Annotated in this window: 17 protein-coding genes; 9 read left to right on the top strand and 8 right to left on the bottom strand. The window is 71.9% G+C overall.

Annotation, left to right across the window (positions count from 1 at the left end; genetic code table 11):
* Positions 1 to 33 precede the first annotated feature (33 nt).
* Together N7925_RS30185 and N7925_RS30180 are read right to left on the bottom strand one after the other, a co-directional pair.
* Positions 34 to 2,655: an ABC transporter permease/substrate binding protein gene (locus N7925_RS30185; RefSeq protein WP_274345737.1), complete on the bottom strand. Its 2,622-nt coding sequence runs from the start codon at positions 2,653 to 2,655 to the stop codon at positions 34 to 36.
* On the bottom strand, positions 2,648 to 3,784 hold the full coding sequence (locus N7925_RS30180) for a quaternary amine ABC transporter ATP-binding protein (RefSeq protein ID WP_265602543.1): 1,137 nt from the start codon (positions 3,782 to 3,784) through the stop codon (positions 2,648 to 2,650). Before N7925_RS30180 ends, N7925_RS30185 begins: the two co-directional genes overlap by 8 nt.
* A gap of 260 nt (positions 3,785 to 4,044) precedes the next feature.
* On the opposite strand from N7925_RS30180, the gene N7925_RS30175 reads away from it, so the two are divergent.
* Together N7925_RS30175 and N7925_RS30170 are read left to right on the top strand one after the other, a co-directional pair.
* Complete coding sequence (locus tag N7925_RS30175) at positions 4,045 to 4,953, top strand: 5'-3' exonuclease (protein WP_265604049.1); 909 nt, start codon at positions 4,045 to 4,047, stop codon at positions 4,951 to 4,953.
* A 52-nt stretch (positions 4,954 to 5,005) separates the two neighbouring features.
* The gene (locus tag N7925_RS30170) at positions 5,006 to 5,857 is read left to right on the top strand and encodes a siderophore-interacting protein (protein ID WP_274345736.1); all 852 of its coding nucleotides are present in this window, start codon (positions 5,006 to 5,008) and stop codon (positions 5,855 to 5,857) included.
* A 401-nt stretch (positions 5,858 to 6,258) separates the two neighbouring features.
* On the opposite strand, the gene N7925_RS30165 is transcribed toward N7925_RS30170, so the two are convergent.
* Complete coding sequence (locus N7925_RS30165) at positions 6,259 to 6,960, bottom strand: MerR family transcriptional regulator (RefSeq protein WP_443032275.1); 702 nt, start codon at positions 6,958 to 6,960, stop codon at positions 6,259 to 6,261.
* Positions 6,961 to 7,166: 206 nt separating this feature from the next.
* On the opposite strand from N7925_RS30165, the gene N7925_RS30160 reads away from it, so the two are divergent.
* From N7925_RS30160 to N7925_RS30140, 5 genes are all read left to right on the top strand, one after another.
* On the top strand, positions 7,167 to 8,084 hold the full coding sequence (locus N7925_RS30160; protein WP_265602540.1) for a hypothetical protein: 918 nt from the start codon (positions 7,167 to 7,169) through the stop codon (positions 8,082 to 8,084).
* Positions 8,081 to 8,518 carry an ABA4-like family protein gene (locus N7925_RS30155; RefSeq protein WP_265602539.1) on the top strand — a complete coding sequence of 146 codons (438 nt, stop codon included), beginning with the start codon at positions 8,081 to 8,083 and terminating at the stop codon, positions 8,516 to 8,518. Before N7925_RS30160 ends, N7925_RS30155 begins: the two co-directional genes overlap by 4 nt.
* Positions 8,519 to 8,631: 113 nt before the next feature.
* Entirely contained in the window at positions 8,632 to 9,216 is a 585-nt protein-coding gene (locus N7925_RS30150; RefSeq protein ID WP_265602538.1) for a sigma-70 family RNA polymerase sigma factor, read from the top strand.
* Entirely contained in the window at positions 9,213 to 9,965 is a 753-nt protein-coding gene (locus N7925_RS30145; protein WP_265602537.1) for an anti-sigma factor, read from the top strand. The genes N7925_RS30150 and N7925_RS30145 overlap by 4 nt, the downstream gene beginning before the upstream one ends.
* A gap of 50 nt (positions 9,966 to 10,015) precedes the next feature.
* Positions 10,016 to 11,383 (top strand): cryptochrome/photolyase family protein, encoded by a 1,368-nt coding sequence (locus N7925_RS30140; RefSeq protein ID WP_265602536.1) that lies wholly within the window; start codon positions 10,016 to 10,018, stop codon positions 11,381 to 11,383.
* 65 nt (positions 11,384 to 11,448) lie between these two features.
* Here the strand turns inward: N7925_RS30140 and N7925_RS30135 are convergent, their stop codons facing one another.
* From N7925_RS30135 to N7925_RS30115, 5 genes are read right to left on the bottom strand one after another with little or no spacing between them, the layout of a single operon-like run.
* A complete protein-coding gene (locus N7925_RS30135; RefSeq protein ID WP_265602535.1) occupies positions 11,449 to 12,252 on the bottom strand; it encodes a DUF1295 domain-containing protein in 804 nt (267 codons plus the stop codon).
* Positions 12,249 to 13,601 carry an SAM-dependent methyltransferase gene (locus N7925_RS30130; RefSeq protein ID WP_274345734.1) on the bottom strand — a complete coding sequence of 451 codons (1,353 nt, stop codon included), beginning with the start codon at positions 13,599 to 13,601 and terminating at the stop codon, positions 12,249 to 12,251. The genes N7925_RS30135 and N7925_RS30130 overlap by 4 nt, the downstream gene beginning before the upstream one ends.
* Positions 13,598 to 14,863, bottom strand: coding sequence for an SAM-dependent methyltransferase (locus N7925_RS30125; protein WP_274345733.1), 1,266 nt, complete (start codon positions 14,861 to 14,863; stop codon positions 13,598 to 13,600). Before N7925_RS30125 ends, N7925_RS30130 begins: the two co-directional genes overlap by 4 nt.
* Complete coding sequence (locus N7925_RS30120) at positions 14,860 to 15,582, bottom strand: DUF1365 domain-containing protein (protein ID WP_274345732.1); 723 nt, start codon at positions 15,580 to 15,582, stop codon at positions 14,860 to 14,862. Before N7925_RS30120 ends, N7925_RS30125 begins: the two co-directional genes overlap by 4 nt.
* The gene (locus tag N7925_RS30115; RefSeq protein ID WP_274345731.1) at positions 15,579 to 16,871 is read right to left on the bottom strand and encodes an NAD(P)/FAD-dependent oxidoreductase; all 1,293 of its coding nucleotides are present in this window, start codon (positions 16,869 to 16,871) and stop codon (positions 15,579 to 15,581) included. The genes N7925_RS30120 and N7925_RS30115 overlap by 4 nt, the downstream gene beginning before the upstream one ends.
* Positions 16,872 to 17,175: 304 nt before the next feature.
* On the opposite strand from N7925_RS30115, the gene N7925_RS30110 reads away from it, so the two are divergent.
* Positions 17,176 to 17,823, top strand: coding sequence for a fasciclin domain-containing protein (locus tag N7925_RS30110; RefSeq protein WP_265602530.1), 648 nt, complete (start codon positions 17,176 to 17,178; stop codon positions 17,821 to 17,823).
* Positions 17,824 to 17,914: 91 nt separating this feature from the next.
* A complete protein-coding gene (locus tag N7925_RS30105) occupies positions 17,915 to 18,874 on the top strand; it encodes an ADP-ribosylglycohydrolase family protein (RefSeq protein WP_274345730.1) in 960 nt (319 codons plus the stop codon).
* Positions 18,875 to 18,881: the final 7 nt, after the last annotated feature.

Raw genomic sequence — 18,881 nt, 5'->3', positions numbered from 1 at the left:
CTCATGACCTGCTGCTTCCGTGCCCGTGGGCCCTTACTGGGGCGCCATGGTGTCCGCGATGCCCGGGTTGTCGTCCATCCAGGCCTTCACGGCTTCCTCCTCGTGACCCACGCCGCGCTTCTGGATCTCGTTCTCCAGGCCGCCGAGCTGCTTCTCGGTGAGCTTGAAGTCCTTGAACCACTCCGTCAGCTGCGGGTACTGCTTCGGGAACTCCTTGGAGGCGATGGTGTGCAGCCGGTCGCCCTCACCGAACGCCTTCTTCGGGTCCTTCAGCTTGGTCATGCCGTACTCGTTGTACGCCCAGTGCGGGGTCCACAGCAGGACCGCGACGGGCTCCTTCTTGGCGTACGCGCGCTTCAGCTCCGACAGCATGCCGGGCGTGGAGGAGTCGAGGACCTCGTACTCCTTGTCCAGGCCGTAACTCGGCAGGACGTTCTTCTTGAGGTTCTCCATGGTGGCCGTGCCGGGCTCGATGCCGATGATCCGGCCCTTGAAGTCGGAGCCCTTGCCCTTGAGGTCGTCGAGAGTCTTGACGTCCTTGACGTAGTCGGGGACGGCGACCTCGATGGAGGTCGGCCCGTACCAGGAGCCGAGGTCGGTCAGCTTGTCGCCGTACTTGTCCCAGTAATTCTTCTGGGTGTACGGCAGCCAGCCGTCGAACTGCACGTCGATCTGGCCGCGTGACATCGCGGCGTACATCGGACCGACCTCGAACTGCTTGAGGTTGATCTTGTAGCCGCGCTCCTCCAGGACCGCCTTCCACAGGTACGTGGCGGCGATGTCCTCCTCCCAGGGGAACCAGGCGACCTCGACGGCACGGTCACGCTCGTCCTTGCCGCCGTCGGCCTTGGCGTCCTTCGGGACCGGGGACCACTTGCCGGCGACGCCCGGGTTGTCCTTCAGCCAGGTGCGGACGGCTTCCTGCTCCTTGCCGGAGCCGGACTTCTGGATCTGGGCCTCAAGGCTGGTGAGCTGCTTCTCGCTCATCTTGAAGTCCTTGAGCCACTTGCTGACCACGGGGTTCTCGGCGGAGAAACCCTTGCGCGCCAGGGTGTGGACGCCGTCGCCCTCGCCCCAGAGGCCCTTGGGGTCCTTGAGCTTGGTGAGGTCGTACTCGTTGTACGCCCAGTGCGGCGACCAGAGCGGAACCACGATCGGCTCCTTCTTGGCGTACGCGCGCTTCAGCTCGGCCAGCATGGACGGCGTCGAGCCGTCGATGAGCTTGTACTCCTTGTCCAGGCCGTAGCCCGGCAGCAGCTTGTCCTTGAGCAGGCCCATCTCGCCGGCGCTCGGCTCGATGCCGACGATGCGGCCCTTGAACTCGGACGCCCGGCCCTTGAGGTCGTCCATCGTCTGGACGTCCTTCATGTACGCGGGGACGGCGAGCTCCAACGAGGTCGGGGCGTACCACGCGCCGAGGTCCTCCAGGCGGTCCTTGTACTTCGCCCAGTAGCTGGCGTGGGTGGTCGGGAGCCAGGAGTCGGTCTGGAAGTCGATCTGCCCGTTGGCCATACCGGTGTACAGCGCGCCGGCCTCGTACTGCTTGACGTCGACCTCGAAGCCGCGCTGCTCCAGCATCTCCTTCCAGAGGAACGTGGAGGCGATGCCCTCGTCCCACGGGATGTAGCCGATGCTGACCTTCTTGCCGTCGCCGATCCGCGCGGCCTGGCCGGCGGTGTCGTCCTTGGAGCCGCCGAAGACGCTCATGCCGCCCGCGACGAGCGCGAGGACGACGATGCCGACGGCCGCGATGCGGGGCTGCGGGCGGTAGGTCCAGATCTTCCAGCCCTCGGCCATGGCCTGGGCCTTGGCGACCGCGCGGCGGCCCAGCGGGGAGACCTCGGTGCCCAGCGCACCGGTCATCCGGTCCAGGTACATGGCGAGGATGACGATGGAGATGCCCGCCTCGAAACCGAGACCGACGTCGACGTTGCCGATGGCGCGGTAGACGGAGCCGCCGAGGCCGCCGCCGCCGACCATGCCCGCGATGACGACCATGGACAGGCCGAGCATGATGACCTGGTTGATCCCGGCCATGATCGTGGGCAGGGCGAGCGGCAGCTGGACGCGCAGCAGCGTGTTGCGCGAGGTGGTGCCGAAGGCCTCGGCCGCCTCGACGAGTTCGCCGTCGACCTGGCGGATGCCGAGTTCGGTCATCCGGACGCCCGGGGGCAGGGCGAAGATGATGGTGGCGATGATGCCGGGGACCACGCCGACGCCGAAGAAGATGACGCCGGGGATCAGGTAGACCATGGCGGGCATGGTCTGCATGAAGTCCAGGACCGGCCGGGTGATCGCGCTGACCGTCCTGGACCGGGAGGCCCAGATGCCCAGCGGCACGGCGATGACCAGGGTGACGAGTGTCGCGACGAGCACCAGGGTGAGGGTGTCCATCGCTTCGTCCCACAGTTCGACGGCGTCGATGAGGGCGAACCCGACGAAGGTGAGCAGTGCCGCAGGCAGGCCGCGCAGCCACCAGGCGATGACGGCGACGATGCCCGCGAACAGCAGCGGTGCGGGGGCGGACAGGACGGCGGCTATGCCGTCGAACATGCCGCTGACGATGGAGCTGATGGCGTCGAAGAGCCAGGCGAGGTGGGTCTGCAGCCAGTCGACCGCGGAGTCGACCCATTCGCCGAGGGGGAGCCTAAACACTGGCCACCTTCTTCGCGCCGTCCGCTGCCGCGGTTTCGGTGTCGCGGGGGGCCTCTGCCGGGGTCATCGGCTCACCGAGGACGGCGAGCAGCCGGGAGCTGGGGACGACGCCGACGAGCTTGCCCTTGGCGTCGGTCACGGCGACCGGGTTCGAGCTCTGCGAGCAGGGCGTGAACAGGTCGATGATCGGCGTGGACTCCGGGACCGTGGCGGGGGCCGCGGCCAGCACGTCCTGCGGGGTGCGCAGTTCCTTGCCGTCCGCCGCCCTGGTGCCCATCACGGTGTGCGCCTCGGCCATGATCGCGCCCGCGGTGAGCACCCGGGAGCGGTCGACGTCCTGGGTGAAGGAGGCGACGTAGTCGTTGGCCGGGGTGACGAGGATGTCCTCGGCGGTGCCGAGCTGGACGATCTCCCCGTCGCGCATGACGGCGATCCGGTCGCCCAGGCGCATGGCCTCGTTGAGGTCGTGAGTGATGAAGACGATGGTCTTCTTCAGGCGCTTCTGGAGCTCCAGCAGCTGGTCCTGCATGTCACGGCGGATCAGCGGGTCGAGCGCGCTGAAGGACTCGTCCATGAGCAGCAGGTCGGCGTCGGTGGCCAACGCGCGGGCGAGGCCCACGCGCTGCTGCATACCGCCGGACAGCTCGTCGGGCCAGGACTTCTCCCAGCCTTCGAGGCCGGTCATCCGCAGCGCCTCGGTGGCCCGCACCTCGCGCTCCTCGCGCGGCACGCCCTGGACCTCCAGGCCGTACGCGGCGTTCTCCAGGACGCTCCGGTGGGGGAAGAGCGCGAAGTGCTGGAACACCATGCTGATCTTGGTGGAGCGGACGTGCCGCAGGTCGCGGGGGCTCAGGGCGGTCAGGTCCTGGCCGTCGAAGAGCACCCGGCCCGCGGTGGGGTCGAGCAGACCGTTGAGCATCCGCAGCAGGGTGGACTTGCCCGAGCCGGACAACCCCATGACGACGAAGATCTGCCCCGGCTCCACGGTGAACGAGGCGTCGATCACCGCTGCGGTCGTTCCCTCGGCGCGCAACTCGTCGCGGCCGGAGCCGCTCTGGAGCTTCCGCACGGCCTCATCGGGTCGTCTTCCGAAGACTTTGTACAAGTGTTCGGCTTGCAGCCTGGACACATACACCTCACGCGTTGAACCGAAAAACGGTCTGCCACCCCCTCCGGCAGACCGTGGAGCGGTGCGGGCTCTGTCCGCGTGGCACATGCACTAGTTGAAAATGCGACGTGGTTCGCTCCGGTGGCGCGCCTGCCCTCACTTACACAGCCCAAACACAACAGTGACCCAGGTCACTGACCTGCGACGGAGCGGAAGTAAGCGGTTACCCGGAGCGACTGTCGGTGCGGTGGGGCATCATCGGGTCTGTGACGCGACGCCTGATGCTCCTCGACACCGCCTCCCTCTACTTCCGCGCCTACTTCGGGGTGCCCGATTCGGTGCGCGCGCCGGACGGCACGCCCGTGAACGCCGTGCGTGGACTCCTCGACTTCATCGGCCGCCTGGTGCAGGACCACCGGCCGGACGATCTGGTCGCCTGCTGGGACAACGACTGGCGACCGCAGTGGCGGGTCGACCTGATCCCGACGTACAAGGCGCACCGGGTCGCCGAGGAGACGCCCGCCGGACAGACGGACGAGGAGGAGATCCCCGACACGCTGTCCCCGCAGGTCCCGATCATCGAGGACGTGCTGGCGGCGCTCGGGATCGCCCGGGTCGGCGTCACGCCGTACGAGGCGGACGACGTCATCGGCACCCTCACGGGGCGGGCGACCGGGCCGGTGGACATCGTCACCGGCGACCGCGATCTGTATCAGTTGGTCGACGACGCCCGTCAGGTGCGCGTGCTCTACCCGCTCAAGGGCGTCGGCACCCTCCAGGTGACCGACGAGGCCTGGCTCCGCGAGAAGTACGGCGTGGACGGCGCGGGCTACGTCGATCTGGCACTGCTCCGCGGCGACCCGAGCGACGGGCTCCCGGGCGTCCCCGGCATCGGCGAGAAGACGGCGGCGAAGCTGCTGGACGCGTACGGCGACCTCGACGGGATCATGGCGGCGGTGGACGACCCGAAGGCGAAGCTGACGCCCTCGCAGCGCAAGCGGCTGGACGAGTCGCGCGCCTATGTCGCCGTCGCGCCGAAGGTGGTCCGGGTGGCCGGGGACGTCCCCCTTCCCGACTTCGACCCGGCGCTGCCCCGGGAGCCTCGCGACCCGGCCGCCCTGGAGGCGCTGGCGGAGCAGTGGGGGCTGGGCGGAGCGCTTCAGCGGCTCCTGACCACCCTTCAGCACTGAGGTGTTAACTTAGGCATACCTAAGCTCAAGTTTTCGAACCAGGGAGTACCTCGTGGCAGAGCGGCCGGCCCGGCAGGCACCCACGGCTCAGGGGGCGCAGGTCGTGCGCACCGAGCAGATCACCCCGCACATGGTCCGGGTGGTCCTCGGCGGCGAAGGGCTCGCGGACTTCACCCTCTCCGGCTTCACCGACCACTACATCAAGCTGTGCTTCGCACCCGAGGGCGCGGACTACGCGCACCCGTTCGACATGGCCGCGATCCGGGAGCGGTACCCGCGCGAGCTGTGGCCCACCACCCGTACGTACACGGTGCGCTCGTGGGACCCGGTCGCCCGGGAGATGGCCGTCGACTTCGTCGTGCACGGCGACGCGGGCCTCGCGGGACCGTGGGCGCAGCGGGCCCGGGTGGGCGAGCAGGTGACCTTCCTCGGCCCCGGCGGCGGTTACGGTCCCGAGGCGTCGGCGGACTGGCACCTGCTGGTCGGCGACGAGAGCGCGCTGCCGGCGATCGCGGCGGCGCTGGAGCAGATGCCGTCGGGTGCCCTGGTGCACGCCTTCGTGGAGGTGTCGGACGCCTCCGAGGAGCAGAAGATCGTTACGCCCGACGGCGTGTCCGTGACCTGGCTGCACCGTGGCGACCGGCCCGTCGGCGAGCTGCTGACCGCCGCCGTGAAGGGGCTGGACTTCCCGGAGGGCGAGATCCAGGCCTTCGTGCATGGGGAGGCGGGCTTCGTGAAGGAGATCCGCCGGTATCTGCGCGTGGAGCGGCAGATCCCGCTGGCGCGGCTCTCGATCTCGGGTTACTGGCGTCTCGGCCAGAACGACGACGCCTGGCGCGCCGTCAAGCGCGAGTGGAACGAGCAGGTGGAGCGCGAGCAGGAGAGCGGCACGACCGCCGCCTAGGGTGCCGCTGGACGGCGCCTCGATGCCGACGCCGGCATCCAGGCGGGGCGTGTAGATGCCGGCGTCGGCATCCGGGCGGGGCGCGTAGACGCCGGCATCGGCCCCGCCCGGAGCCCTCCGCCGGGCCGCAGCCGTCCGCCGGCCGCACCCCGGGTTCCGACCCGGGTCGCCCGGGTCGCCCGGCACGCTGACCACCGGACCCCGTTCGCCGCACTCGTGGCGGGCGGGGTCCGGTGTGTTCGGGGGTGCGGGGTCCGCCGTGTCGGGGTGCGGCGGGTGGGCCCGCCGGGCCGGGGCCGCCGGACCCGCCCACCGGCCCGCCCCCCGGGCCGTCCACCGGGGCAGTCCGCGGGTCAGTCCGCCGGGGCCGCCCGCGGCTTCAGGCGCCCGGAGGGCTCGCCTCAGCCACCCGCTTCCACCCCGCCACCAGCCCCGGCATCCCCCGCCCCTCCGCCGCCCGCGCCCTCCTCCATGGCGTGCGGGCCTTCCGGATCGACCGGCCCCGAGAGGTTCTGCGGGGACTCGAAGCGCCGGTAGGACACATCGATGTGCGCCAGCCTCCGCAGCGCGCCGAACATCGCCTCGCCGAGGACGGTGCCCACGACGACGCTCTCGACCAGGTCCTCGCGGGCCACCCGCCGCTGTACGTAGTCGAGGTCGGCGCGGGCGAGCGGCTCGGCGGCATCCGCGTAGACGTCCAGCAGGGCGATGTATCCGCTGTGCCCGGCCCTGCGCAGCGCGGCCAGCACCCCTGCCAGGGATTCGGCGGCGGAACCCCGCTCGTCGGCGTGCCAGCCCCGCCGCAGCAGCAGCTCGGCCACCTCCTCCCGCGCCTCCTCCAGCTCCGGCCCCGCCTCCTCCCCGCCCGCCGGGGTGACGCCGTCCGCCGCGATGCCGAGCACCTTGTGCACCGGCTGTTCGGGGTCGTCCATGACCTCCAGGACCTCACCGATGCTGGCGAGCGAGAGGCCGCCGACATCCAGCAGCGCCCGGATCAGCCGCAGTCGGCGCTCGTGCCCGGCACCGTAGTGGGCCTGATTCGGGCTGGTCAGCTCCCCTGCGGGCAGCAGCCCTTCCCGTAGGTAGTACTTGATCGTCGGCACCGGGACCCCGGACCTGCGACTCAACTCACCGATGCGCACCGCGTGTTCGCCCTTTCGCCCTTGCCAGAAACCGCCCTCATCATAGATAGTCCCTCTATCGGATAGCAGACAGTACAGCTATCCACTATTAGTCACATCAACACAGGGGGTCTCTCATGTCGTCATGGCGTTCCTGGCATCGCCCCTTAGTCGTCTTCTCCGCCGCGATGGCCGTTATGGCCCTCGTTTCCGCCGTCGGCCTCGTGGTCGACGACCGGGTCCTGGTGGGGGCGCCGATCTGGGCGAAGCCGTTCAAGTTCGCCGTGTCCTTCGCCGCGTACGGCCTGACCCTGGCCTGGATGCTGGCCCATCTCACCCGGGGGCGGCGGACCGGTCGGTGGGCGGGGCACGTCGTCGTGCTGACGAGCCTGACCGAGATGGTGCTGATCACGGTGCAGGTCGTCCGAGGGCGACGCAGCCACTTCAACTTCGCGACCACGTTCGACGCGGTGCTGTGGGACGCGATGGGGGTGACCATCGTCGTCCTGTGGGCGGCCACCCTGGTGATAGCCGTCCTGCTGCTGCGCGCCCGCCTCGCCGACCGGGCGACGGCCCTGGCCGTCCGGGGCGGGCTGCTGATCGCCCTGGCCGGTGCGGCCCTCGGTTTCCTGATGCCGCTGCCGAGCGAGAGCCAGCGGGCGGCGGGGAACCTCGACACCGCCGACATCGTCGGCGCGCACTCCGTGGGCGTACCGGACGGCGGCCCGGCCATGCCGCTGACCGGCTGGTCGACGACCGGCGGCGATCTGCGGGCCCCGCACTTCGTGGGCATGCACGCCCTCCAACTGCTGCCGCTCCTCGTGATCGTCCTGGTGCTCCTCGCACCCCGCTTCGCCCCGCTGCGCGACGCCGGAGTGCGGCTGCGTCTCCTGCGGGTCGCCGTGGCCGGCTACGCGGCGCTCGTCGCGCTCATCACCTGGCAGGCGCTCCGGGGCCAGCCGCTGATCCACCCGGACGGGGCCACGCTGGCCGCCGCCGGACTCCTCCTCGCGGCGGTGGCGTGCGGTACGTGGAGCGCGCTGCGCACGGCCGCCCCTGCCCGCCCGTCCTCCCGCACCGCCGACGACAAGGAACCCGTGGCATGACCGGCGCACTGTTCGAGATCACGTTCTATCTGGCCGCCCCGTTCTGGCTGCTGATGATCTTCGCCCCCACCTGGTCCGGTACCGCCCGCGTCATCGCCTCGCCGCTGACCGTGCTGCCCGTGCTCGCCGTCTACGTCGTCATGGCCGTGCCGGTGTTCCCGGAGCTCTGGGCGGCGGTGAGCAGCCCGGACCTCGACGCGTTCCGTGATCTGACGGCGCTGGCCGGCGGCGCGGGGGCCATCTGGGCGCAGGTGATCGCCTGGGACCTGCTGCTCGGGCAGTGGATGTACCTCCAGAGCCGGAAGCTGGGGCTGTCGCCGCTGCTGATGGGGCCGCTGCTGGTCCTGACGATCCTGCTGTCGCCGTTCGGGCTGGTGATATTCCTCGCCGTCCGCGCCGTCCGCCTGCGACGGCGCGAAACGCTCACCGGCTGAGTCGCGTCCTCCCGGGGCCCGGTCTGCGAAGATCGCGGGCGTCCGACCAATCCGTACGGTCGTCGGCTCCGAATCACTGCCGGAAGCGACGATCGTCCCGGGAGGAAACCCGCGTGAAGGAAGCCGTACACATCAGTGGGGTGCCCTCGCCCGGCCCCGACCTCCAGGAACTCCTGGTGCGGGTCGCGCGGGGCGACCAGGACGCGTTCGCCGCGGTGTACGACGCGGTGAGCGGGCCCGTGCTCGGTCTGGTGCGCAGCGTGCTCCGCGATCCGGCCCAGTCGGAGGAGGTGGCGCAGGAGGTGCTGGTGGAGGTGTGGCGCACCGCGCCCCGTTTCCGGGCCTCCCGGGGCAGCGCGATGAACTGGGTGCTGACGGTGGCCCACCACCGGGCCGTCGACCGGGTCCGCTCGGCCGAGGCCGCTGCCGCCCGGGAGCACAAGGCGGCGCTGCTGGACCGGACGCCCGCCTTCGACGAGGTGTCCGAACAGGTCGAGACCCGGCTGGAGAGAGAACAGGTACGGCGTTGTATGCGCACCCTGTCCGAGCTGCAACGGGAGTCGGTGACCCTGGCCTACTACCGGGGCCTGACCTACCGTGAGGTCTCCGAGCTGCTCGCCGTGCCGCTGGGCACCATCAAGACACGACTCCGCGACGGCCTCATCCGCCTGCGCGACTGCCTGGGGGTGAGCGCATGAGCACGGCCGAACTGCACACGCTGACCGGTGCCTATGCCCTGCACGCGCTGCCGGACTCCGAACGGCAGGCGTTCGAGCGGCACCTGGAGGACTGCGAGGCCTGCACCCAGGAGGTGCGGGAACTGTCGGCCACCGCCGCCCGGCTCGGCCTCGCCGTCGCCGAGACCCCGCCGCGCGAGCTGCGCCAGAGGGTGCTGCGGGAGATCACGACCGTACGCCAGGAGGCTCCGGCGCACGGCAGACGGGCACGGACCGGCGGGGGCGGAGGCACCGGCCGGTGGTACGCCTACGCGCTCGCCGCCTGCGTCGCCGCGGCAGCCGCGTTCGGCGGGGTCGCGGTCTGGCAGAACCAGGTGGCGCAGGACGCGCGGCAGGAGGCGAACCAGGCGCAGCAGCAGAACGAGCAGCTGGCCCAGGTGCTCTCGGCCCCGGACGCGAAGAGCACGTCGAGTGAGCTGACCGGCAGCGCGCGCGGAACCGTCGTCGTCTCGCAGAGCCAGAACCGTGCGGTGTTCCTGGCCTCGGGGATGGACCGACCGCCGAGCGGCAAGGTCTACCAGCTCTGGTTCAACGACGAGGGCACGATGCGTTCGGCCGGTCTGATGGACCCGAAGGCGAGCGACGACGCGGTCCTGCTGGACGGGCCGGTGGACCGGGCGTCCGGGATGGGCATCACGGTCGAACCCGCCGGAGGCTCCGACGAACCGACCTCGTCCCCGGTGGCGCTGATGGACTTCCCGACCGCCTGACCGCTCACCTGCCCACTCACCCACGAACCATGCAAGGGAGCGTCCGTTCCATGAGTGTCGCGGTGGTGCTGTTCACCTCCGATCTGCGGCTGCACGACAACCCGGTGCTGCGTGCCGCCCTGCGGGACGCGGACGAGGTCGTCCCGTTGTTCGTCCGGGACGACGCCGTCCACCGCGCCGGATTCGACGCGCCCAACCGGCTGGCCTTCCTCGCCGACTGCCTGACCGCCCTGGACGCCGGACTCCGGCACCGGGGCGGCCGACTGGTCGTCCGCCGGGGCGAGGTGGCCGAGGCGGTAAGGCGGGTGACCGAGGAGACCGGGGCGGCCTCCGTGCACGTCGCCGCCGGCGTCAGCCGGTACGCGACGCGGCGCGAGCAACGGATCCGGGAGGCCCTCGCGGGCACCGGCGGCGAGCTGCGCGTCCATGACGCGGTGGTCACCGCGCTCGCTCCGGGCCGGGTGGTCCCGACGGGCGGCAAGGGCCACTTCGCGGTGTTCACCCCGTACTTCCGCCGTTGGGAGGCGGAGGGAGTACGGGGCACACTGACCGCTCCCCGCACGGTGCGGGTGCCGGACGGCGTGGCGAGCGACCCGCTCCCGGACCGGGACAGCGTGGAGAACATCTCCCCCCGCCTCGCCCGGGGCGGCGAGGAGGCGGGCCGCAAGCTGGTGACGACCTGGCTGAACGGGCCGATGGCCGACTACGAGGACGGCCACGACGACCTGGCCGGCGACGCGACGTCCCGGCTCTCCCCGCATCTGCACTTCGGTACGGTCTCCGCCGCCGAGCTGGTCCACCGTGCCCGGGAGAAGGGCGGGCCCGGCGGCGAGGCGTTCGTGCGGCAACTGGCCTGGCGCGACTTCCACCACCAGGTCCTCGCGGACCGGCCGGACGCCTCTTGGTCCGACTACCGGCCGCGCCAGGACCGCTGGCGCTCCGACGAGGACGAGATCGACGCCTGGAAGTCCGGGCGTACGGGCTATCCGCTGGTGGACGCGGCGATGCGGCAGCTCGCGCACGAGGGCTGGATGCACAACCGGGGCCGGATGCTGGCCGCGAGCTTCCTCACCAAGACGCTGTACGTGGACTGGCGGGTGGGCGCCCGGCACTTCCTGGACCTGCTGGTCGACGGCGACCTGGCGAACAACCAGCTCAACTGGCAGTGGGTGGCGGGCACCGGCACGGACACCCGGCCCAACCGGGTGCTCAACCCGGTGATCCAGGGCAAGCGCTTCGATCCGCGCGGTGCCTACGTACGGCGCTGGGTGCCGGAGCTGGCGCAGCTGGAGGGGGCCGCGATCCACGAACCCTGGAAGCTCCAGGGCCTGGACCGGGCTGGTCTGGACTACCCGGACCCGGTGGTGGACCTGGCCGAGGCCCGCGCCCGCTTCGAACGCGCCCGCGGCCTGGACTGACCGGACGACGGCCCCGACGCGAAGAGGCCCGTCCCGCGGAGACGCGGTACGGGCCTCTTCGCCTGTCAGACCCGGCGCGGCGGCCGGGGGAAGAAGCCGCTCGTCCGCGCCACGTACGCGTCGAATCCGGGGCGGTCGGCCATATGGCGCTCCAGCAGGGCCGCGCCGCTGCCCTTGGTCAGCAGGAAGCTCATCACCAGCGGGGCGACGACGGTGGCGGCAGCGGCGGCGGGGGCCTGGCAGACGAAGAGGAAGAGGCCCCACCAGACGCAGAAGTCGCCGAAGTAGTTCGGATGGCGGGTCCAGGACCAGAGCCCCCGGTCCATGATCTTCCCCTTGTTGGCGGGGTCGGCCTTGAACCGGGCGAGCTGCGCGTCGCCGATCGCCTCGAAGGCGAGGCCGACCGCCCACAGGAGCGCCCCCGCCCAGGCCCACCAGGCGAGCGGCGCGGTGAGGTACTGCGCGGCCTGCACCGGGAGCGAGACCAGCCAGACCAGCGCCCCCTGGAGGAGATACACCTTGCGCAGGGCGTACAGGTTCGGGTTGCCGGGGGCCTTGGCCAGCATCTTCGCGTAACGCGGGTCCTCCCCGTGGCCCCTTCCGCGCCGGCCGATGTGGAGGGCGAGGCGCAGCCCCCAGATCACGGTCAGCGCGGTGACCAGGAGCCGGCGGCCGTCGTCGCCGTCGCCCGCCGACAGGCCGTAGGAGACCAGGGCGACGGCGGCGAACCCGATGCCCCAGGCGACGTCGACGATCCGGTGCACGCCCTTCTTCACGGCGACGGCGAAGGTGACGAGCATGACGCCGAGCGCGGCGACGGCCGCGCCCGCGAGCCCGCTCGCGAACGCGGACCAGACGAAGCCGCTCACGGGCTCACCTCCGGGGCGCCCGGCGCGTACCAGTCGCGCCGGGTGGCGGGCATCGCCGCGGAGCCGACCGGGTCGGGCCGTACGGAGAGGATCTGGTCGACGCCCATCCGGCGTTCCTCGAACGCGAGCGCGCCGCCGACGAGGTAGAGCCGCCACACCCGCGCGGTCTCCTCCCCCACCAGCGCGACGAACTGGGCCCAGCGCTCCTCCAGGGTGCGCCGCCAGGCCTCCACCGTCCACACGTAGTGCTCGCGCAGCGATTCGACGTCACGCACCTCGAGCCCGGCGCCCTCCAGCAGGGCGACGGTCTCGCCGAGCGGCCGCATGTGCATGTCGGGGGCGATGTACGACTCGATGAACGCGCCGCCGCCCGGCGCGGTCGTCCCCCGGGACATCTGCTGGACCAGGGCCCGGCCCTTCGGCCGCAGCGCGTCGTGCAGGATCGCGGTGAACGCGGGGTACTCGGCGTCCCCGACGTGCTCGCCCATCTCGATGGTGGACACGGCGTCGTACGCGCCCCGGGTCTCCGGCCGCCCCGCGATGTCCCGGTAGTCGATGTTCAGCACCTCGACGCGATCGTCGAGGCCGCGTGCGGTGACCTGCTCCCGTACGTACGCGGCCTGCTCGGCGGCGAGGGTGACGGCGGTGACGCGGACACCGTGGCGCTCGGCCGCGTACAGGGTCAGCGAACCCCAGCCGCAGCCGATGTCCAGCAGCCGTGCGCCGGGCCGCAGTCCGAGCTTGCGGCAGATCAGCTCCAGCTTGTCGCGCTGTGCGTCGGCCGGGCCGTAGTCGGGTGCGTCGCTGGTCCAGTAGCCGCAGGAGTACGCCATCGTCTCGTCGAGGAGCAGCGTGTAGAAGGCGTTGGACAGGTCGTAGTGGTGGCTGATCGCCGCCCGGTCCCGGGCCTTGCTGTGCAGGGTCCCGCTCAGTCCGGCGCGGGCGGCGGGGACCGGCGGCCGGGGGCCGACCGCGCCGAGGCGCAGGGCGAGGCCCGCCGCCCTGAGCCGGTCGGCGAGGGCGGGCGCGGGCGGGGTGAGGCCGCGGTCGCGCGCGGCGCGGCGCATGGCGCGCAGCCCGTCGCCGAGATCGGTGTCGAGGTCGATGTCGCCGGTGATGTAAGCCTCGGCGAGGCCGAGTTCGCCCGGCTGCCACAGCAGGCGGCGCAGCGCTCTGCGGGTCCGCACATGGACGGTGGGGGCGTCCGTGGGCCCGGTCTCGCTGCCGTCCCACATCCGCACCCGGACCGGCGGCGGGCCGCCGAGGAACCGCTCGATCAGCGGTTCGACGCGCTGGGCGGCCCCGGTCGGGGTGCGCCGGGCGGAGGGCTTGGGTGCGGTCGTGGTCACGCGGTCTCCTCGCGGGTCAGAAGCAGCTGCTGCACATCGAGGTAGCCGGAGCGGAAGCCCGCTTCGGAGTAGGCGAGGTAGAAGGTCCACATCCGGCGGAAGACGGCGTCGAAGCCGAGGGCGTCGACCTCGGCCGCCCGCTCGGTGAACCTCTCCCGCCAGAGCCGGAGCGTCTCGGCGTAGTGCGCGCCGAAGCGGATGCGCTGCGTGGTGCGCAGGCGGGTGTGGCCGGTGGTGATCCGCTCCACGGCCTCGGTGGAGGGCAGGAGCCCGCCGGGGAAGATGTACTTGTGGATCCAGGTGTACGTGGAGCGGCTGGCGCGCAGCCGGTCGTCGGGCATGGTGATGGCCTGGAGGGCGATCCGGCCGCCGGGGGCGAGCAGCCGGTCCAGGGTCTCGAAGTAGACCGGCCAGAACTCCTCGCCGACCGCCTCGACCATCTCGACGCTGACGATGGCGTCGTAGTCGCCGGTGACGTGGCGGTAGTCGCTCAGCCGCACCTCGACGCGGTCCGCGTACCCGGCCTCGCGGATCCGGGCGCGGGCCAGTTCGCGCTGCTCGGCGGAGAGGGTGACGGTGACGACCCGGGCGCCGCGGGCGGCCGCGCGGACGGCCAGCTCGCCCCAGCCGGTGCCGATCTCCAGGAGGCGGGTGCCCTCGGTGACCCCGGCGGCGTCCAGCAGCCGGTCGATCTTGCGGTGCTGGGCGGCGGGCAGCAGGTCGTGTTCGGCGGGGAAGCCGCGGAAGACGGCGGAGGAGTAGGAGAGCGTCTCGTCGAGGAAGAGGGCGAACAGCTCGTTGGACAGGTCGTAGTGGTGGCTGATGTTGTCCCGGGAGCCTTCGGGGGTGTTCAGCTGAGCGGCGGGCCTGCGCAGCGCCCAGACACCGCGCAGGCGTTGCAGCGGCCGGGGGACGAGGCCGGCCACGTTGTCGGCCAGCACGGTCAGCACGCCGACCAGGTCGGGCGCGTCCCACTCCCCCGCCATGTAGGACTCGCCGAAGCCGATGAGTCCGCTCGCGCCGATCCGCCGGAAGAAGGCGTCGGGGTCGCGGATGTCCATGAGCGGCCCGCCGAGGCCTATGTCGTCCCCGCCCGCGAGCCGGGCGCGCAGGGGGAGCCGGCCGAGGGCGCGGCGGACGATGCGCTCGGCGACGGCGGTCCGGGCGCGGGAGGCTCGGGGCTGCTCGATGATGTCGGGCCAGCGTTGCGGGTCGGTCCCGGGGGTGTGCTCTGCCGGCGGCGCGGAGGTGGGCGCGGTCACTGCATGCCTTCCTGTGGGCGGTGCGGGGGACGGGGTTGCACGGGGAGGCCGCGCAGGTAGAGCCGGATGCCGTGCAGGCGGATCGCGGCGGAGACGAGGACGGTGGAGAGGGGGTGGCGCAGGGCGAGCCGCACCAGCTCCCGGGGGCCGGCGGGCCGCCGGTCGCCCCGGACGGTGGCGGTGAACGGGCGGGCCCCGTCGCGCTCCAGGTGGATGCTCAGGTCGAGCCGTGGCCCGGGCTCGGGCAGCCGCATCCGGTAGCCGCCGTCCACGGGGAAGAACGGCGAGACGTAGAACTCCTTGTCGGCCACGGCCCGGTCGTTCCTGTCGGGGCGCAGGAGGTAGCCGTGCCGTCCGCCGTAGGTGTTGTGCACCTCGGCGACGACGCAGAGGGGGCCCCCGTCGGCGCGGTGGCACCAGTAGACGGTGATCGGGTTGAAGACGTGTCCGAACACCCGGGCCTGGGTGAGCATGGTGACGGTGCCGTCGCCGAGTTCGACGCCCCGGGCCCGCAGGAAGCCCTCCAGGCCGGCCCGGATGGTGGGGGCGGTGCCGCCGAAGTGGTCGCGGGGGTCGAACCGGGCCAGCGGCCGCAGGAGGCGTGGCAGCCGGGGCGGCCGGTCGGGGTCGATGAGCCACAGGTACGTACGGTGCCGGAACGCGTATCTCGTCGGCCGGTTCCGTACGTGCGTGATGGTGCACGGATAGAGGGCGTTCACCACCTCACCCCCAGGGCCGCCGCGGCCTCGACCCCCGAACGGCAGCCGTCCTCGTGGAACCCCCAGCCGTGGTACGCCCCCGCGTAGGCGGTGACGGGACCGGAGAGGGCGGGCAGCCCGGCCTGGGCATCGACGGACTCGGGTGTGTAGACGGGGTGCTCGTAGACCATGCGGGCGCGTACGGAGGCGGGGTCGACGCGGTCGGAGCCGTTCAGCGTGACCACGAAGGTCTCGGGCGCGTCGAGCCGCTGGAGCCGGCTCATGTCGTAGCTGACGGTGACGTGGTCGGCGTCGGCGGCGCACGAGGGCATCAGGTAGTTCCAGGAGGCCCTGGCCCGCCGGGCGCGCGGCAGCAGCGTGGTGTCCGTGTGCAGCAGGGTCGGGTTGCGGGAGTACCGGAACGCGCCGAGCGTGCCGCGCTCGGCGTCGGTCGGGTCGATGAGCAGCCGCAGCGCCTGGTCGGGGTGGGTGGCGATGACGACGGAGTCGTACGGGGTTCTCGTGCCGTCCTCGGTGGTGACGTCGACGCCGTCCGCGTGCCGGGTGATCGCGCGTACCGGGGTCGAGGTGTGCACGGCGGTGAGCTGCTTGACGAGGAGGTCGACGTAACCGCGCGACCCGCCGGTGACGGTGCGCCAGACCGGGGAGTCACCGAGGGTGAGCATGCCGTGGTGGGCGAGGAAGCGGAAGAGATAGCGGGCCGGGTAGCGCAGGGCGGTGACCGGGTCGCAGGACCAGACGGCGGAGACCATGGGCGTGAGGAAGTGGGCGTGGAAGTAGGGCGAGAAGCGCCCGCGCCGGGCGAACTCCCCCAGCGTCATCCCGCTCGCCCCACCCGTCGCGCCCGTCCCACTGTCCGGCAGTTCCAGGAGGGCCCGGGCCGCGCGGTGGAAGCGCGGCACCTCGGCGAGCATCCGCAGATAAGGGCCGCGCACGGCGGAGCGCGGCTGTGCGAGCAGCCCGGCCGGTCCGCGCGCCCCGGCGTATTCGAGGCCGCACCCCTCGCACCGTACGGACATCGACATCTCGGACTCCTGGGTGGCGACGCCCAGTTCGTCGAAGAGCCGCAGCAGGTGGGGGTAGGTCCGGCGGTTGTGCACGATGAACCCGGAGTCGACGCGGTGCACCCGGCCGTCGGACGCGGTCAGGTCATGCGTGTGGGCGTGGCCTCCGACGCGGTCGTCCGCCTCGTACAGCGTCACCTCGTGGGCGTCCCGGAGAACGTGGGCGGCGGTCAGTCCCGCCACTCCGGACCCGACCACGGCCGTCCGCCGTCGTTCCCCTGCCATTCCGGCTCCCTCCGGTCCCTCAACACACAGGTCGGAGCACTGCTCAAGTGCTCCTCACCGTGCATTCGTGGCCGGTGGCGGGATGGATTGGTCGATCAGTGGATCTACTCCGAACGGGTGAATGAGGGCTCCGGACCAATCCGCCGGCCGACCGGCGTCGAACCCCTGGTGTGAGAGCAGACCGGAACGACGCGCGGCCGGCCGGGGCACTTCCGCCCCGCCGGTCCCGCCGGCCGCACGCCCCACTCCCCTTTTCTCTTCTCTTTTTCTCTCCGCACCAGACCTTCGATCCAGGAGAAACGCCATGAACACGCTCCTCTTCCGCCGCGCAGCCGTCGCCGTCTCCGCAGCGGCCGTGCTGCCGCTCGCCCTGACCGCCTGCTCGTCGGACGACTCCTCCAAGGACTCGGCGGCAGGCTCGACGCCCAGCTCGTCCGCCCCGGCGAGCCCCTCGGCCGATGACTCGGCGTCCATGGACGAGCCGTTCGGCCCGGCCTGTTCGTCGGTGCCGACGGAAGGCGCGGGCTCGTTCGACGGCATGGCGAAGGACCCGGTCGCCACGGCCGCCTCGAACAACGAGGAGCTGTCGACGCTGGTGGCCGCCGTGAAGCAGGCAGGCCTGGTCGACACGCTCAACAACGCGGAGAACATCACGGTGTTCGCCCCGACCAACGACGCCTTCGCCAAGATTCCGAAGGCCGACCTGGACGCACTGCTGGCGAACAAGGCCGAGCTCACCAAGGTCCTCACCTACCACGTGGTGGGCGAGAAGCTGACGCCGCAGCAGCTGGAGAAGGGCTCCTTCGACACGCTGGAGAAGAGCAAGCTGACCACGGCCGGCTCGGGCGTCGAGTACACCGTGAACGACGCGTCGAAGGTCGTCTGCGGCAACGTCCCGACGGCCAACGCGACGGTCTACATCGTCGACTCGGTCCTGATGCCCCCGAAGTAGCCCCGACCGATCCCCCACGACGAGGGGCGGGGAGCCACGGTGTACTGCGGCTCCCCGCCCCTCGTCGTGGGACAGCCCTTAGCCTGACCGGATGACACACCGTGAACCCCTGGGCCGTGGCGACCGCGTGGCCGGAGCCGTGGTCGGGTCCGCCGCCGGGGACGCGCTCGGCGCCCCGTTCGAGTTCGGCCCCGCCGGTGTGTTCACCGCCCGCTTCCCGGACGGCGTCGGGACGCTGTGCGGGGGCGGCGGCTGGGACCCGGGCGAGGCGACGGACGACACGCAGATGGCCGTGCTGGTCGGGGAGTCGCTGCTGGAGCGGGGCGGCCTGGACCTGCCGGACGTGTTCGACCGGTTCCGGAGGTGGGCCGCGGGCGGGCCGAAGGACATCGGCCTCCAGACCGAGGACGTGCTGACCAACGGCGAACCGTGGGACCTGGCGGCGGCCCTGCACTTCCAGCTCAACGGGCGGGCCGCGGGCAACGGTTCACTGATGCGGGCGACCACGTCGGCGGTGTACTTCGCGCATTCCGGCCGCCCGGCGACGATGGAGGCGGCCCGCCGGATCGCGGCGCTGACCCACGGCGACCGGGCGGCCTGGGAGGGCACCGCCATCTTCCACGAACTGATCCGGGTCGCGCTGGCGGGCGAGGACCCGTTCGCCGCCCTCCCCGCGACGCTGGCCGAGGTCCACGCCGGCCACCGGGCCCGCTGGGCGACGGTCCTGGCCCCCGACTGGCACCCGGGCCTGGCGACCGAGTTCAACGGCGCGGTGTGGCCCTGCCTGGGCACGGCGCTCTGGGCGCTGCGCACGACGGACACCTTCGAGCGGTCCCTGGCGGCCGCCGTCGACGTGGGCGGGGACACCGACACGGTGGCAGCCGTGACGGGTGGCCTGGCGGGAGCGGTGTACGGCATCGGAACGGTCCCCGCCCGCTGGACCGAACCCCTGCACGTACCGCTGCCCGGCTACGGGGACCGCCGGCTGACCAGGGGGGACCTGCGCACCCTGGCCGGCCGGCTGGACTCCGAGGGGCCTCGGATCATCTGAGAACCCC

It is taken from the genome of Streptomyces sp. CA-278952 (assembly GCF_028747205.1).
Lineage (GTDB): Bacteria > Actinomycetota > Actinomycetes > Streptomycetales > Streptomycetaceae > Streptomyces.
Note: the sequence above shows the minus strand (reverse complement) of the source record. Positions and strands in the feature narration are given on the sequence as shown.